The organism is Rhodopirellula halodulae (assembly GCF_020966775.1).
GTDB lineage: Bacteria > Planctomycetota > Planctomycetia > Pirellulales > Pirellulaceae > Rhodopirellula > Rhodopirellula halodulae.
Genome location: NZ_JAJKFV010000002.1, coordinates 624,966 through 641,816 on the forward strand (window position 1 = coordinate 624,966; position 16,851 = coordinate 641,816).

The 16,851-nt window shown below is 56.7% G+C and carries 11 protein-coding genes; 6 read left to right on the forward strand and 5 right to left on the reverse strand.

The genetic code is table 11. The features are described 5' to 3' along the window. Window positions 1-139: 139 nt before the first annotated feature. The 4 genes from LOC70_RS03245 (at window position 140) to LOC70_RS03260 (ending at window position 7,745) form a co-directional block, all read left to right on the forward strand. On the forward strand, window positions 140-2,830 hold the full coding sequence (locus tag LOC70_RS03245) for a circularly permuted type 2 ATP-grasp protein (protein ID WP_230251791.1): 2,691 nt from the start codon (window positions 140-142) through the stop codon (window positions 2,828-2,830). 5 nt (window positions 2,831-2,835) lie between these two features. Next, window positions 2,836-3,759, forward strand: a complete 924-nt coding sequence (locus LOC70_RS03250; protein WP_230251792.1) for a transglutaminase family protein — start codon at window positions 2,836-2,838, stop codon at window positions 3,757-3,759. A 120-nt stretch (window positions 3,760-3,879) separates the two neighbouring features. Further along, complete coding sequence (locus LOC70_RS03255; protein ID WP_230251793.1) at window positions 3,880-5,220, forward strand: DUF1552 domain-containing protein; 1,341 nt, start codon at window positions 3,880-3,882, stop codon at window positions 5,218-5,220. A gap of 20 nt (window positions 5,221-5,240) precedes the next feature. Continuing rightward, complete coding sequence (locus tag LOC70_RS03260; protein ID WP_230251900.1) at window positions 5,241-7,745, forward strand: DUF1592 domain-containing protein; 2,505 nt, start codon at window positions 5,241-5,243, stop codon at window positions 7,743-7,745. A 37-nt stretch (window positions 7,746-7,782) separates the two neighbouring features. Here LOC70_RS03260 and LOC70_RS03265 read toward each other — a convergent pair whose 3' ends face one another. Beyond that, the gene (locus LOC70_RS03265; protein WP_230251794.1) at window positions 7,783-8,169 is read right to left on the reverse strand and encodes a cold shock domain-containing protein; all 387 of its coding nucleotides are present in this window, start codon (window positions 8,167-8,169) and stop codon (window positions 7,783-7,785) included. A gap of 4 nt (window positions 8,170-8,173) precedes the next feature. After that, window positions 8,174-8,902 carry a YqgE/AlgH family protein gene (locus LOC70_RS03270; RefSeq protein WP_230251796.1) on the reverse strand — a complete coding sequence of 243 codons (729 nt, stop codon included), beginning with the start codon at window positions 8,900-8,902 and terminating at the stop codon, window positions 8,174-8,176. A 165-nt stretch (window positions 8,903-9,067) separates the two neighbouring features. On the opposite strand from LOC70_RS03270, the gene pdxH reads away from it, so the two are divergent. Beyond that, the gene (gene pdxH / locus LOC70_RS03275) at window positions 9,068-9,745 is read left to right on the forward strand and encodes a pyridoxamine 5'-phosphate oxidase (RefSeq protein ID WP_230251797.1); all 678 of its coding nucleotides are present in this window, start codon (window positions 9,068-9,070) and stop codon (window positions 9,743-9,745) included. 40 nt (window positions 9,746-9,785) lie between these two features. Here the strand turns inward: pdxH and LOC70_RS03280 are convergent, their stop codons facing one another. The 3 genes from LOC70_RS03280 to LOC70_RS03290 all read right to left on the reverse strand — a co-directional run bounded on the left by LOC70_RS03280 (window position 9,786) and on the right by LOC70_RS03290 (window position 12,534). Then, on the reverse strand, window positions 9,786-10,103 hold the full coding sequence (locus LOC70_RS03280) for a P-II family nitrogen regulator (protein WP_306796832.1): 318 nt from the start codon (window positions 10,101-10,103) through the stop codon (window positions 9,786-9,788). A 48-nt stretch (window positions 10,104-10,151) separates the two neighbouring features. Then, window positions 10,152-11,168, reverse strand: coding sequence for an aspartate-semialdehyde dehydrogenase (locus LOC70_RS03285; protein ID WP_230251799.1), 1,017 nt, complete (start codon window positions 11,166-11,168; stop codon window positions 10,152-10,154). 223 nt (window positions 11,169-11,391) lie between these two features. Continuing rightward, the gene (locus LOC70_RS03290) at window positions 11,392-12,534 is read right to left on the reverse strand and encodes a helix-turn-helix domain-containing protein (protein ID WP_230251800.1); all 1,143 of its coding nucleotides are present in this window, start codon (window positions 12,532-12,534) and stop codon (window positions 11,392-11,394) included. A 551-nt stretch (window positions 12,535-13,085) separates the two neighbouring features. Between LOC70_RS03290 and LOC70_RS03295 the strand changes: the two genes are divergently transcribed. Next, the gene (locus LOC70_RS03295; protein ID WP_230251801.1) at window positions 13,086-16,754 is read left to right on the forward strand and encodes a circumsporozoite protein- membrane associated protein; all 3,669 of its coding nucleotides are present in this window, start codon (window positions 13,086-13,088) and stop codon (window positions 16,752-16,754) included. Window positions 16,755-16,851: the final 97 nt, after the last annotated feature.

Consider the following 16,851-nt stretch of genomic DNA (forward strand, 5'->3'; position numbering starts at 1 on the left):
CGCAATCGGGCAACGCATTGTCGGAAAAAGCGGTTGAATCCTTCCATCGAATTGGGATTCGCCGCAATTGTGCAGGAACGGGTGACTCGTCCGATTCGAGAGGATGGTTACAATTGCGCTTCAAGACTCCACTGCCACAATGATTGTTGACCGTTTGAGAGATCATCGGGCGACGGTGTTGTCATCCCCGCTCCCATCTCAGAAGAACGTGCCGATAACCACCGCAACCGCCGCATCGGATCCTTCGCCGACGCCCCCCACGCCACCGCTATCACTGGCGGATTATGCCGCGAAAGCAAATCGATTCGATGAGTGTCGATCGGCCCAGGGAAGCCTGCGCACGTGCTGGAAAAGCATCGCGGACGAAGTCGCTAGTCTCGGCCAATCGGGACTGAACGACCGCGAATCGCAAATCGAACAATTGATTCGCGAAAATGGTTCCACATTCCAAGTCGACACCGGCGAAGGCACCCAAACTCGGCCATGGCAATTGGCCACCGTGCCCATCGCGATTGCGGAACAAGACTGGGGACGATTGGCGTCGGGACTCACACAACGTACCCGCGTGCTCGAAGCGGTGCTGGCGGATTTGTTGGGGCCTCAGCGGTTGCTCCGCGAACGAGTGTTGCCGCCTGAGCTAGTGTGGGACAACCCCCGGTTCCTGCGGGTCTATCACAACTTGCCCGTGTCGGCGGGACATCGTTTGCACCTGACGGGCTTTGACGTGGCTCGAGCCAACGATGGTGGGTGGTGGGTCACCGGCGATCGCACACGAGCACCCAGTGGTCTGGGTTATCTGCTGGAAAATCGCATTGTGCACGGCCGGGTGTTTCCGCATCTGAGCCGGACCGCGAATGTTCGCCGATTGGCGTGTTTCTTTGGAAAGATGCGAAGCCATTTTCGATCGCTTGCTCCGCAGCAGAACAACAACCCTCGCGTCGCATTGCTGACGCCAGGGCAGGGTAGCTATCGAGACTTCGAAGATGCGTACCTCGCACGTTATCTCGGTTACACGTTGGTGCAGGGTCGCGACTTGGCCGTTCGCGGCGAACGATTGCACCTGAAGACGTTGGGCGGGTTGCTGCCGATTGAAGTGCTTTGGCGTCACGTGTCGGATCGCAAATGTGACCCGCTCGAATTGGAACCTCATTCATCCGAAGGCGTCACCGGTTTGCTGCGTTGCAAACGGGGCGGCCAGTTGGCGGTGGTCAATTCCATCGGCAGCGTGATCACGGAAATGCCGGCCCTGATTCCCTTCTTGCCCGCCGCCGCGAAGTTGTTGTTGGGCGAAAACCTGCAGTTGCCCAGCGTCGCAACTTATTGGTGTGGTGCGGCAAAAGAACGCCAGTACGTACTGGATCACTTGGATGAATTGGTCGTGCGAGACGCCTTTGCGGTCAATGACACGCGGCCAGTGATTCCCGAGAACTGCACGGCCGACGAGAAGCACGCGCTGATTCAGCAGATCAAAGCGGAACCCAATCGGTTTGTAGGACAACAACGGCTGTCGCACAGTGTCACACCGGTTTGGCATCAGGAGCGTTTCGAGCCGTGGCATGTTTCACTGCGGACGTTTGTGTTGCAGACGAACAACAGCGTGGAAGTGCTGCCCGGCGCGTTGGCCCGAGTCAGCCCCAATGAAGACCTGCTCAGCAATTCGCCGGTGCAAGGCCAGCTTTCGCAAGATTGCTGGATCGTCAGCGAAAAGCCGGTCGACCACGAAACAACGCTTCTGAAGACAGATCACAGCACGATCGTATTGCGACGAAGCGGTGCTGAATTGCCAAGTCGCGTTGCTGAGCATTTGTTTTGGTTGGGCCGATATGTGGAACGATGCGAGTCCATCACGCGTTTGTTGCGAACCACATTGGCAAGATTGGCCGGGGAAGATGACCTCAGTGAATTGCCGGAAATGAGCCGTCTGGTGGCGGCATTGGCAGCGGTCGGTCAGTTGGAACCGGACTACGTGATCGAGGGTCTCGACGGAGCGATGCCGCAATTGGATTCGGTGCTACCGTCCAGTGTGTTGGATACCAGCCATCCTCGTGCGTTGCAGTCCGCCATTCTCAGCTCGCTCAGCAACGCCACGGCGGTGCGAGATCGGATTTCGCTGGATGCTTATCGAATTTTCCAAAGCGTGCATGCCGATCTTGCGGGAACGAAACGCAACGTCACTCCCAATGTTTCGCGAGCACTGGAACGACTCAACCGCTTGATCACTCATCTCTTGGCGTTCAGCGGTTTGACGGCTGAAAGTTTGACTCGCACCCATGGTTGGCGATTCTTGTTGCTGGGTCGTCGCTTGGAACGCGCCGATCAGACGGCGGAATTGCTGCTGGCAACCATGACGCGTCCCATCGCGGATGAAGTGGGCATGTGCGAGGCGATCTTGGATGCCACCGATAGTTTGATGACCTACCGTTCGCGGTATCTGTCGCTGCTGCGTCCGGCTCCGACGATCGACTTGCTGGTGACGGACGAGACCAATCCGCGATCGTTGCGATTTCAACTGAATGACATTCAACAGTTGTTGTATGATCTGCCGACAGATCCCGGTCGGGTCGCGTTGGGTGCCGATGAACGTTTGGCTCGTGAGCTTCAGCATCCGTTGCTGATCGCGGATGTCGCCACGCTGACCGAAGTCAACAGTTCCGGAAAACGAGCTCAGTTGCAACAGTTGTTGGAATTGGTGCAGGAAAAGATCCCATTGCTCGCCAATGCGATTGCGGGCAGGTATTTGATTCACACCGCACCGGAACAAACGTTGACGGGCGATCGAGAACAAACGCTCGATGAACCTCTTTTGCCACCGGATGAATCACAAGGTTGATTCTCATGACGCGATCGGTCCTTTACGACATTGTGCATGAAACCAGGTATGACTACACCGAGCCGGTGGCGGTGTGTTTGAACCAACTTCGCATGAGGCCTCAAACGAGATTGCCTTGGGTCGAATGCGAACGTTGTTCGGTGGTCATCGATCCGGTTCCCGCCAAGATCGACATGCATCCGGACTACTTTGGCAACATGGTGGATTCGTTTGCGATCGAATCCCCACATGAGTCGTTGACGGTCAAGGTTTCAAGCCGCGTCAAAGTCACGGAAACGCATCCCTTCGAGGCTCAATCAATTCCTTCGTTGCAGCAGGTCATTGAATCGGTTCGCTTGGGTTCGAGCGATGCGGATTTGTCCGCGAAAGAGTATGTGTTTGCTTCCCCGCGAATTTCTTTGGACTCGCAATTTGCAGACTACGCTCGCGACGCGATGCAAGGATGCACGTCGGTGTTGGACGCGGTCGATCAACTGACAAAGCGTATCCACGATGACTTTCAATACGATTCCACCGCGACAGATGTGACGACCACGACGGAAGATGCCTTCGAAATGAAAGCGGGTGTGTGTCAGGACTTCTCTCACGTGCAGTTGGCGTGTTTGCGAAGTTTGGGAGTGCCGGCACGCTACGTCAGTGGCTATTTGCGAACGTTACCGCCTCCCGGAAAACCGCGACTGATTGGCAACGATGAATCGCACGCATGGATCAGCGTTTACGCTGGTGCACAGTTGGGGTGGGTGGACTTTGATCCGACGAACGCCTGCCAAACAGGACTCGACCACATTCCGGTTTGCATCGGGCGTGATTACGACGACATCAGTCCGATGCGTGGGATCGTTTTGGGTGGCGGCACGACCACCTTGTCCGTTCGCGTGGACGTTGCCCCGGTCGAGTCCGAGGCTGCCGCCGAAGCGATCACCGAGTGACACCGCGGCGAGACCGGTTTCATCTTGGTACGAAACGCTTTCATCGTGGCTAGCAGTCCCCTGCTACACTGTTGGGTCGTTCGCAGTTTGCCTTGCGTCACTCAATGACCGGATCCCACCATGAGTTCTTTTTCTCGACGAAACGCCCTGCGGGCCGCGGGAATTTCGATTGGCCTTCCAACCTTTGCCTCGCTGCCTAAACGTTCGGTGGGTGCATCCGAAACTGGCGCCTCGATCAGTGACGGTCCGAAGACTCAAAAGCGACGGATGGTCTGCATCGGCAACATGTTGGGTTTCTACCCAGGTGCCTTTTGGCCGTCGACTTCAACGGAAGACGCGGGGCCTGATGCAAACCGCCTGAGCAAAGGCTTGGTAGAGCGAGCAACGATTCCGTTTGGCCAATCGAGTCGATCGTTGTCGCAGATCTCAAACCAAATGACACTCGTGTCGGGTTTGGATCACGGGCTGAAAGGTGGACACTTCGCGATCCACGCATTTCTGTCAGGTGTTCGCCAAGTCGATGCACACACGATGCCGATGGCCAACATCACCGTCGATCAATTCGCGGCGCAATCGATTCCGGGTGTCACACGATTTCCAGCCTTGACCATTGGTAGCGAATCGGGCATCCACGGCGGTTGCCAACTCTCATGGACTCGCAGCGGAACGCGCGTTCCACCGATCCCGGGACCACAACAACTGTTCGAGACACTGTTTGTGGGTACCGATCCAAAGAAGAAACAAGCGGCGGCGGAACAAATCGGTCTGCAGAATTCCATTCTCGATGTCGTTCTGGGAAATGCGAAGGATCTGAAACGCCAACTCAACTCACAGGACCAACAAAAACTTGAGGAGTATCTGACGTCGGTCCGTGACGTCGAGCAACGATTGAAGCTGCGTCGAAATTGGATTGACGTTCCCAAACCGAAGGCACCTTTTGCTGCCCCGCGGAATCGAAACATGGTGGAGGATCTGCCGCTGCTCTACGATCTAATCGTGCTGGCTTTGCAGACTGATTCGACGCGGATTGCCACGCTCGAAATCGGTGGCGACTTCAATCCAAACGACCTCGGTATCCAAGGTGGATATCACGCTTTGTCACACCATGGACAGCGGCAGGAAAACATCGACAAACTGATCGCCATCGAAAGCTACCAAGTCGAGCAATATGTCCGCTTCATTCAGAAGCTCGACGAAACCTTCGATGAGAATGGATCGTTGTTGGATCAAACGGCGGTGCTGTTCGGCAGTGGGATGGGCAATGCCAACTCGCACACCAATTCCAATTTGCCAATCGTGGTGGCCGGTGGTGGAGGGCGACATGGTCGATGGTTGGACTTTGATGAGCGTGCGTCGGATCGACCTCCGCTCACCAACTTGTTTGTGTCGATGCTGCAAGAGTTCGGCGTTGAAACGGATCAATTTGCCAACAGCACCGGAACGTTGCGAGGTTGGGCATGACGAAGTGGCGATGTTTCTTCATGCACGGCATCGCCATTGGGGCGTTGCTCGTGAACGATGGATATGCCGAGGAGAAACCGATCGATGTGACGCGGTTCATGCAGACGTATTGCGTCGATTGCCATTCCGCGGACGACCCAGCGGGACAACGAGATTTGGAATCGTTGGATTGGTCGGCATCAGATTTTGACACGCAACTGTCGTTGCAAGATGCGATCGACCAACTGACCCTACGCAGCATGCCGCCGGAAGACAGTGACCAGCCAACAACCAAGGAACGCTTGACTGCGATCGACGGTCTCACGGAGCGTTTGTCGAAGATGCGCGAAGTCACCACCAGCACCAGTGGACAAACCGTTCTCCGACGACTTTCGCGGCGAGAATACAAACGAACGGTGGCCGATTTGCTGCAGATCGACATGACGATGTTCGATCCGACGTTGGAGTTTCCCGGTGACAACTTGTCGGAGCATTTTGACAACGTCGGTGATGTTTTGGTGATGTCCGGTCACCTACTGGAACGCTATTTGGCCGCGGCGGATCAATGTGTTGAAAAGGCGCGCAACACCGCCGCCGATCGAATGTGGAGCGAATCGTCCGAACCCAAACAGTGGGTTTTTCGCGATTCGTTTGTGCAGCAAGCGGAACTAAGAACCGCTCACCGACGCGCATTCCGCGATCGCTACCTATGCCTGTACGACCATCCCTTCAATGACAAGACCGAAGGTGGTTACGGGCACATCCAGGATTTCACTGATGGAGTTCCCGTCGACGGAATCTACGAAATTCGAGTGCACGCGAAAGCGATGCATCGTGACACGCCGTACACAGATCGCGCGGTTCGAATTGATTTGGAGGAACCGTTTCGGTTGGGCGTCCGACCGGGCGACACTCGGATCGGTGACATGCCCCATCGGCAACCGATTCAACCGTTGTTGGCCCAGGCAAATGTGAGTGATCAGTCTTTTGAATGGATCACATTTCAGGTGCCACTCGACCGAGGCTTTGTCCCTCGTTTCACTTTCGAGAACGGTATTCACGATGTGCGTGGATCGTTTGGTCGGTTGTACCGTTTGCATCGCGAAGATTTGCCGCGATCGATTCGGAACAAGAAAGGAATCTTTGAGCAACGAATCGCGATCATTTCCGAAGGACAGTTGCCACACATACGAATCGACGAAGTCCAAATTCGTGGTCCGATCGAATTCTCGTTGCCCACGCAAAGTCAGTTGGCTCTGTTTCATGGTCCACCGCCTACGGACGCTGAATGGTCGACGCAGCAGGCCAAACAACGAATCGACAGTTTCGCTTCCCGCGCGTTCCGGCGTCCACCAACGAAGACAGAACTGGCTTCGCTCACCAGTTTCTACGAGTCGCGTAGAACGATTGGCGAAAATTGTGAGCAAGCCTATGTGAATACCGTCAAAGCAATCTTGTGCAGCCCTGCGTTTTTGTATTTTCAGAATCCGGCGGATTCATCGGCAACACTGACGGATCATGGATTGGCCGAACGGTTATCGTATTTTCTGACATCGAGCATGCCGGATGCACGGCTACGTCAGCTTGCCGACCAAGGCGTGTTGCACGAAGAAGTCACGCTTCGAGCAGAGGTGAAGCGTTTGTTGGCGTCTTCCGAGTCCAATGCGTTCGTCGCTGATTTCTTGGACAACTGGCTGAATCTGAGATCGCTCGGGTCGATGCCGCCGGACCCGCGAGGTTTTTGGTTCTTCTACGCGGGTGATTTGTCGGTCGACATGAAGACGGAGACACAAAGGTTGTTTCGCGACTTCATCGATCGGGATATTCCGCTGGTGGATTTGCTCACGACTTCGCATTCATTCTTGAACCGTGACATGGCCAAACTGTACGGAGTGGAACATGCATTTCCCGCAGAGGACGCGATCAGTTGGCGACGGTTTGACTTTTCAAGTGATACGGCTGCAGCAGGTGAAGGTCGTGGTGGATTGCTCGGACAAGCCAGTATTCTGACCGTGTCGGCCAATGGCATTGAAACCTCGCCTGTGACGCGGGGTGTTTGGTTGCTGGACAACATTTTGGGAACGCCCACGCCGCCTCCGCCGGATGATGTTCCCGCGATTGAACCGGACACACGGGGTGCGAAGACAATTCGTGATCAACTGACCCGTCACAGCGACGATGCGACTTGCAATCAGTGTCATCGCAAAATTGACCCACTTGGTTTCGCATTGGAAGGCTTTGATGCGATCGGTCAATTTCGGCGGACTTACAACACCAAACCTCGGCGTCCGATCGACACCTCGGGCGAACTTCCCGGCGGAGCGACGTTTGATGGGGCCGCGGAGCTGAAGCAGCAGTTGGCAGCTCAGCAGGAGTTCCTGGTGCGGACGGTCACGGAGCGATTGCTGATTCAGGCACTCGGGCGTCGCATGGAACCGATCGACCGAGCGGCGATCGATGCGATTTGGAGACCGCTGAAAAGCGAAGGCTATCCCACGGCTCAACTGATCGAAGCGATCGTCCTCAGCGACCTATTCCGACGCTGAAAGCTGGCATACTGTCGATCCAGGCGAGATCGGCTGATCAGCCCTGGTTATCGCGCCAGCTAGGACGGCGGCGACGGGCCTTGGGGTGGTGATAGGTCAACTCAAACGTGGCGTCTCTCGCGGTCAATCGTTTTCCATCGGGTCGATCGGTTGGGCGAAAGACCTTCGCTCGTAGACGTTTGGTGTCCTCGTATTGGTCGTCGTCCAGCTCAAATTCCACGTACGAATCCACGTCAAAGGTTTCGCCGTTGAAGGCTTCCCAGGCACGGAAGTGAAAGAAGACGTCTTCACGAAAGTCTTCCGCGTCGATGAAGCCGTATTCGCCTTCCGGCTTGATGGCTTTGATGCGACCCAGGCGTCGTTTCTGAATTCGAAACGGCTTGGGCGAGTCGTCGTTGGAACGGTTGCTACGAGATTGGTTCATAACGCTAGTTTAGCTCGGCTGCACCGGGAACGTCAGTCGTATCCAACCAACGAGCGACTGAATTTGCCGTGGCTCGATGGATCATTCGGGGCCACATGCTGGCATCGTCCGAGTCCAACAGATCCGAGGTCGCGGGGATGCGGTGCCAAACGCCTTCGCTGATTTCGTTTTCGAGCTGTTCTGCGGTCCAACCGAGGTGGCCCACCACCAATCGGAAGGGATGTTCATCGGACTTCAACAGCGATTCGATGTTGTCACGCTGGGCGGCCAAGCAGATCCCGCTCTCCATTTCGGCTTCCGCAAATTCGGGCGATGCGTGCACGGCGACAATGGGACCCGACAGCGGGCCGCCAAAGTGCAACGGCGTGCCATTGGAGAGTTTGCCCGCGATCAACTGCTGAGCCAACTTGTCCTTTTGATCGCCGCTGACCACCACCATCGGAACACCTGCGACGGGAGTTTGTGGGGAATCCGGTTGCGGCTCACCCGGATCGGAAGACTCGTCCGTTTCAGCGGACGGATCGCGACCCCAACGCGGCAATTTGGGTGTTTCCGCGGATGAGTTGGGCTGGACCGAGAGGTTGCCCGCGACGGCTTGCATGGGCCGGTTCAGCATCAAACCAATGACATGATCGACGTCTTCGTGGACCAGCAGGCAGACCGCTTGGTTCAGTACGGTGCCATCGACCAAGGTCGAACTGACCAGCAAATCACCCGCTTGCACGTTTTGCATGTGAATTCCCGTTGGACTGAGGGACCATGAATCAGAAAAGGGGTGGTTGTCAAAAAGACAGTCACCCGTGAAGACTGCTTGTTAATAAGGCAAGCCGCGCGCCAAACACGAATTGGCGGTGGCGAATGACCTAAAAACCACCTGTTTTCCCGCCTGAAAATTGAAATGAGCGATTCAAACCCACCCTCCTTGGATCAGATGCGAAAGAACTACGCTCTGGGGGGACTGCACGAAAATGACGTGAATCCGGATCCCGTGGTTCAGTTCCAAGCGTGGTTTCAGCAGGCCACGGTGGACGTCCCCGAATGGTTCGAGCCCAACGCCATGACGCTTTCGACGTCCGGTGCCGATGGTGCGGTGACCAGCCGGATCATTCTTTTGAAGGGTGTGGAGGAAGGAAAGTTCCTTTTCTACACCAACTATGAATCCGACAAAGGCGAGCAGATGCGACAGAACCCGCGGGTATCGCTGTGTCTTTTCTGGCCGCATTTGCAGCGCCAGGTTCGGATTGAGGGAACCGTCGAGAAGACCTCGCGAGAAGTTTCCAAGACGTACTTCCATTCGCGACCACACAACAGCCAGTTGGGAGCACACGTTAGCCAGCAATCCGCCGTCATCGAATCGCGTGAGATGCTGGAAACCAAGATGCAGGAGTTGTTGGAGCAGTATCCCGAGGGAAGCATTGTGCCGTTGCCGGAAAATTGGGGCGGCTACGCCGTGACGCCGACCAAGTTTGAATTCTGGCAGGGGCGACCCAGCCGGCTTCACGATCGGGTCATCTATCGACGAGCGGATTCGGCGACTGGATCCGGCCTTTGGGTCCTGGAACGTTTGTCACCCTGAGTCCATCCGTTGGTCTTGATGGATGCAGAAAGGACGTCGCTCAGATGAACGAGGTGACGGGCATCACCAAAATTTTGCCGTCACCGATGCGTCCCGTTCGTGTGACCGCCACGATCTTGTCCAAGACTTCTTCCAGACGCAGGTCGTCGACCCAAAGCGTGATCTCGACTTTGGGTACGAAAGCCTCGGAATACTCCGTGTCTTGGTACTGGTCCAAATAGCTTTTTTGGCGGCCGTAACCTTTGACCTCTAAAACACTCAATCCTTCCAAGGGTGCCCGGCGAAGAGCAGCCAAGACTTTCTCGGCCAGATGCGGTGAAACGACGGTGACGACTTGTTTCATGATCGCGTCCAGCATTCAGAGAGCCAGCATTCAGAGAACTTGAGTGTTTGGGTCAACCATGGCTCAGCCAGCGGGTTGATGTTTCTTGGCCAACAGTTCGGCGATTTGGACCGCGTTGGTGGCTGCACCTTTGCGAAGGTTATCGCTAACGCACCAAAAAGCGATTCCGTTTTCGGCGCTGATGTCTTTGCGAATTCGACCGACGAACACGTCGTCTTTGCCGTCGCAATCACGTGGCATCGGATAGCTCTTGGAGTTCAGATCATCGACCACGGTGACGCCATCGGCTTCTTCCCACAGCTTGCGGGCTTGGGCGGCCGAGAGTGGTTCGCGAGTTTCGACCAAGATCGATTCGCTGTGTCCGATCGCCACGGGGACTCGCACGGCGGTGGGGCAAACTTGGATCGATTCGTCGCCCATGATCTTTTGAGTCTCGTACACCATCTTCATTTCTTCGCTGGTGTAGCCTTCGTGCTTTTCGGATCCAATTTGCGGGATCAGGTTGAAGCCGATGGGGTGCTGGAACGTTTCCGCCGCATGAGTTTGCCCGTCCAGGCTGGCTCGCGTGCTGGATTCCAGTTCCACGTTGCCTGCCAGCCCCGCGCCGCTGGTGGCTTGATAGGTGCTGACGATGACGCGGCGAATTCCGACGGCTTTGTGAATCGGAGCCAACGCGACCACCATTTGTGTGGTGCTGCAGTTGGGGCTGGCGACGACGCCTTGGTGCGAATCGATCGCGTCGGGATTCACTTCGGGAACGATCAAAGGAACGCTCGGATCCATCCGCCAATAAGCACTCTCGTCGACGACGATTGCACCGGCTTTGGTGGCCCAGGGAGTGAACTCAGCGGATACCTCGTCGGGCGTGCTGGCGATGACCAGGTCCACCCCTTCAAAGGCCGAAGGTTCTAGCAACTCAACGGTCAGTGTTTCGTCACCGAATTGGACTTGGGTGCCCGCACTGCGAGCCGAAGCGAGCAAACGCAGTTTCCGCATGGGAAATTGGCGTGCGTGAAGTTGATCCAAAACGATTCGTCCGACGGCACCGGTGGCACCGACGAGAGCAACACAATCAAACATGAGTTGGCGGGAGACAGAGAAAAAGTGAGTGGGGAGGTGGCTGGTGAACCAACCAGTGCCTGGCAATTTGCCAAGACAAATGTCAACCACGTTGGGTTCAATGCGACGGCGTCAGTTTCTCACGAACCTCGTCCGTTGCAATGCAAACGGGTGCAATTCAAAGGAAAATCGCGTCCCCAGTATGGGAACGCGATGATGAATTGACGATGGGAGCCGACAAATCTCAGCGGCGAGCCATGCGTCGCGCGATGGCTTCGCGAGACAGGGGCATGATCTTGGCCGCACCGCCGGTGTTGTACAGCAGGTCATCGCGGCTGGGTTTGGATTCCGCATCGTCGTACTGAACCAAGAACGCACCGACTTGAACGCCGGATTCGTGGTAGACGGGAGGCCAGAACTCTTCGCCGCGAATGGCCAACGTTTTCGCCAGCAATCGGGTGGCTCGACCGGAGAAGCCGCTGAGCACCATGTCGAGACGTCCGAGGGCTTCGTAGAACAGGTAGAACACCAACGCGGTGTCTTTGCCTTGGCCGCCGGCGTATTCCCAGGTGCCATCGTCTTTTTCGTAGTAGAAGCCTGGTTCCGGCGCGTCCAGGTTCTTGCTCAATCGCATCCCAGCCGACGCTGCGCCCGGTTTCGGGTCGTTGTCGCGGTAACGCAAAAAGAACGGGCAACTGCGAGCCGAAACGTCGTCCACGTCGTCTTCGGTCACGAATGGCGTGCAACCGAACGCGTCGGAGAACAACAGTTCCACGGCTGGGTTGCTTTTCACACTGCCGATGCAAACGATGCCACGGTCGCCTTGGGCGTCAGTGAAGCCTTCGAAGACTTCCGTCGCACGGGCACGAGCGTCTTCCAACGTGACTTGACCAGGGCTCCACACCAACGATTGCTGGATGCGATCGGGCATGGGAACCGACGCGGCGGAGCTGGACTCGTTGCCTTCGCCGATGTGTTTGGCAACACCGCCCAAAGTTGAGATGCCGTTGAGCAATTCACCAACCAGGACGGAGTCACTGGCGACGACCATCGCGTTCTCGGGCGAATCGCTGCCTTCGGCTTGGCGAACACCCACGACAATTTCGATGTCGCTGCGGCGAGCCAGTTGTTCCCAGAAGTTCTCCGCGTTGACGGCAAACAGGGCACCGGGCAATTGGTCGGCGGTCGCGTGTCCCTGATCGATCAAATAGTCACACAGGCGTGACAGGGCATCCAACGGGATGTATTTGGCTTCGTTTTTGAGCAACGAAGCAACTTGGTGCCGGTCCAAGCCAGTGTGTTCGACGATCGCTTTGATCGTACCTGGGCGTTTGCGCCGGTCGGGGGTGTGCCCAAGCAGTTCTGCGAGCCGAAAAGCGTATCTCATGGCCGATTTGGAATAGTTGAAAAGGTTGAGTTAGAAATCCGTGCCGCGCTAGATCAAAACCGAGTCAATCTCACGAATTTGCCGTCCGTATCTTGGCCTAAGGCAGCAGGATCGAAAAGTCGACTGAAACGATTCACATCGACCACACGTCATTGAATCGAAGGCCAGTGTGCTGTCCTTTCGATTCGGTTCCGAAGGTGTTCCCCCCTATGGTTTTCGACGATTTTTGGCACGTTCTGGCCAACACCTCTATAACAAATGGCTCTTCAATCGTTTTAAACCTACCAAGCCGCTGCGAATGTCGTGGCATCGCGAGCGATTCAAGCTGGCTCGCGTTGTTCCGCCAGTCGAAACTCCTTCACAGCAAATAACATACACCGTTGACAGAACAAATGTTTCCGTTAACGAGCCCAATTTTTTGGCCGATTTTACGGACTTCGGCAGACTCAGGCGAGCATTGGGCTTTCCTCGTGTCTCCATCGCCCGTCCAGCGAAACCCGTTCGATCAACCTTGTTTTCGTTCGGACTTGGACAACAGATAAAATGAAAGGGTGATCGCCCACACCGAGGGTGACGCCGAATTGATTCGTTCGGGATTGCATCGCTTGTCCATCGCTTCTTCCCCCCCAACTTCCGTTTCCCAACCACCACGATCCAGCAGCAAGGATTCGCGGCGCGGAGCGGCGACCGGGAAATCGAATTTCGACGCGTTGATTCAAGAGCGAATCGACGAGGCTCGCGGTGCGCTTTGGCGGGCCGAGTTGACTCGACAAGTCTTGCTGGGCGTCATGGTCGGCATGGCCGCTCTGCTGGCGTGGGTGATCATGGACCACTGGATTTGGTCGCCTGGCAATTGGGGGCGTGCCATCGCCGCGCTGCTGGGTTTGGTCGCGTTGGGATTGCACATTCAACGTTCGGTTTGGCCGGTGCTTCGATCGTCGGTGCGAGCGGACTACGCCGCGCGAGCCTTGGAACGCGACCATCCGGAACTGGGCCACGCTCTTTCCAGTTACATCGCACTGAAACAACAGAACACCGATCGATCCGCCTCCAAAGGACAACTTTCCACGCGAGTGGTCCAGTCGATTGGGGCTTCCACCGCAGCCAAGCTTCGTTCGATTGATGCCTTGCCCGAAGAGGCCACCGGGTTGCTGCGTTGGTGGATTGCCACCATCGCGTTGTTGGCGGTGCTAGCCATTTACGCTTTGGCATCGCCGAAAAACTCGCTGCAATCCGCCGTTCGTTTGATGGCTCCCGCGGCCGACATTCGACCACCGAACCGAGTTCAAATCTTTGACGTGCAGCCCGGTGATGCGGAAGTCTTGGCCGGCCGTTCGGTCGATGTCTCCGTGAAGGTCAAAGGCTTGAAAGACGACGAGCCGGTGCAATTCCGATGGCTCGATCAAATCGCCGGTGCGATGGAGGGACTTGGCAGTGATTCGTTGTCCAGCGATCAAGTGGTGGAACTGCAACGCGATGAAGCAGCCTCCGGTGCATCGGCGACCACGTTTGTCGTTTCCGTTCCGGTATCGCATCAATCCACCGGCGTTCAGCGATACGAAATCGTGGCCGGTGATTCGGTGGCCGGACCGTTTGAATGGAAGATTCGCGACACGCCTGTGGTGAGTGTGACGGAGGTTCAGTATCAACCACCGGCGTACACCGGAGAAACCAAACGGGTTCGTCGCAGCGGTTCCATTCGTGGTGTGGATGGAACCCGCGTCACGTTGCGTGCCAAGGTCAATCGATCGGTGGCTCGCGCCGTTGTCGAGTTCAACCCCAAGCCGATGGGCCAAGAGATTCGTGCCACCGCCGGCGTTCGCGAGATGGATCGATCCAGCGACGGTCGCTCGTTGGATTTGACGTTTGATCTTCGCAGTGGCAAAGCAGCCACACGCGCGGTTGAACTGGAAAGCTATCGTATTCGTGTCTGGGACGATGCCGAGCAAACCAACTCGGAACCGATCGTCTACCCGATCGAGGTGATTCGGGATCTGCCGCCGGAGATCACCATTGTTGTGCCTCGCAAGTCGCCCAAGCCGGTGCCGATGGATGCTCAACAGTTGTTTGAGATTCACGCCACCGATGTCGATTACGGTTTGTCAGAAATCGAAGTGGAGATTCGACGCGGCATCGACCTGATCGCCCGGGCAACGTTGTGGAAGAACGCCGAGGGTGCCAAGGGTAACCAGATCGCCGAGTATCGTTTCCGTCCTTCGCGAATGATCATCGCCGGTGCGGGGCGAAGGAGCGGGCGATCGTCGCGGTTGATGGTGGGCGATGAAGTGGAGGTCGTTGCCATCGCGACCGACAACCGACGTGATCCAGACAATCCTGGAATCGAACCCGGAGTGACACGGACCGAACCGGTTCGTCTGCAAATCGTCGCGGGTCGTGAACCCAATGAACAAACTCCTGAAGAACAGGACGACAATGATGGTCAAACGCCCGACGATGGGTCCACCGGCGAAGGCAGCGAATCCGGAGCCGACGGTCAATCCGGTGGCTCGGGCGGCAGCGGTGAAAGCAGCGAATCACAAGATGCCGGCCAGAACGGTGAAGGCCAAAGCGGCAGCGGCCAGTCGGATTCGGAGTCGACCGGAGAAAATCAAAGCGGTGACGGGTCAGGCGATTCACAGGGCAACCAGGATCCGGACGATTCGTCCAACGAAGGTGCCTCCGACGGCGAAGGAACCAGCGGTGACTCATCGGGGATGAACTCGCAGGCAGAGGACTCGCAAGGCGACGGTTCGGACAACTCCACCGAACCCGGTGAAGCTGGTGACAACGCGGGCGGGAAAGCGTCTGGCTCCGAGGCCGCCTCCAACAGCGAAGGCGGTTCAAATCCTGAAGGATCCGATCCGAGCGGCAACCAACAGCCCGCGAACGATTCCGGATCGTCCGAGTCTGAAGGTGGCAACGCGCAGTCCAGCAACAACGGGGAAGGCACGGAATCGGGTTCCAACAACTCCGATCGCGGAAACTCTCGCGATGGCGACGCTGGCCAAGGTGATTCGGCTAGTAGTAAGTCCAGCCAAGGAGACTCGGGCGGCAGCAAGTCCGCGCCGCAGGACGATGCCGAGGCGTTCGAACGCATTCGCGAATACTTGGAAGAGCAAGATAAACGGTCCGGGGCGAGCGAGGGTGGCGAGGGACAAGACAGCGATTCCTCACAACAAGGAGCTTCCGAGCAAGGTTCTTCTGGCCAGAATTCGCCGGAACAAAATTCTTCGGATCAAAATTCGAGCGGGCAGAACTCATCGCAGGAAGGATCTGATTCGCAAGGCGGTGCCGGTGGGGAGGAGTCCAACGCCGGATCATCTGACCAGCAAGACGGAACCAACTCGGGCGATGAATCCGGACAGTCTGGATCGTCGGACTCGGAAGGGGGCAATTCCGAAGCAGGTTCGTCTTCGGAGGGTTCAGATTCGGGCAAGCCTTCTGGCGACGGAGACTCCGATGGCAAACAAACATCGGGCGAGGAGGGATCTTCTGGCGATCAAACGTCGAGTGATCCATCCCGCGGGTCTGAGCCAGGCGAATCGAACTCGGGACAATCCAGTCAAGACTCGTCCGATGGTGCGGGTTCCTCGCAAACTCAATCCGATGGCTCGTCTGGCAATTCAAACGAAACGTCTGCTTCTGAAAACGAAGCCGGCCAGGAATCCGCCAGTCAAAATTCACCCGCGGGCGGATCCGAGCAACCAGGCGATCGCTCCGAAGGAATGAACGCATCCGAGTCAAACTCTCAATCAGGAGAGTCGTCGAGCTTCAATGGTGATAGCAACGCCGCCGGCGATCAAAATGGTGGCAATGAATCCGGTGGCGAGGTGCCCAAGGCGGATCCCGCGGATTTGGAATACACCAAACAAGCCACCGACATGGTGCTCGATTACCTGGATGAAACGCGGCAGGATCCAGACCCCGATTTGCTGGAACGTTTGAAGTGGAGTCAGGATGATCTCAAGCGGTTCCGTGATCGTTGGCAAAACGTCAAACCGATTGATTCGTCCGATCCCAAAGCGGCGGTGGATCCGTCCGAACTGGAGGAGGCTCTGCGGAGCTTGGGCATGCGTGCACCCAACACCATGCGTTCGCAATCCGCCCCGCGTCCTCAAGATGGCATGCGAGGATTGCGCGACAGTGGCAATCGACGTCAAGCTCCCGCCGCCGTTCGCGATGCCTTTGAAGCGTTCCGACGCAACTTGGGTTCGCAGTGAGCGTCTCGCGGACCGAGCCAACCAAGGGTGATAATCGGCTTTGCTGCGGCGGTTCGACTGGCGTTGCGATTGTCGCCTCCCTGGTTGCACACGCCTG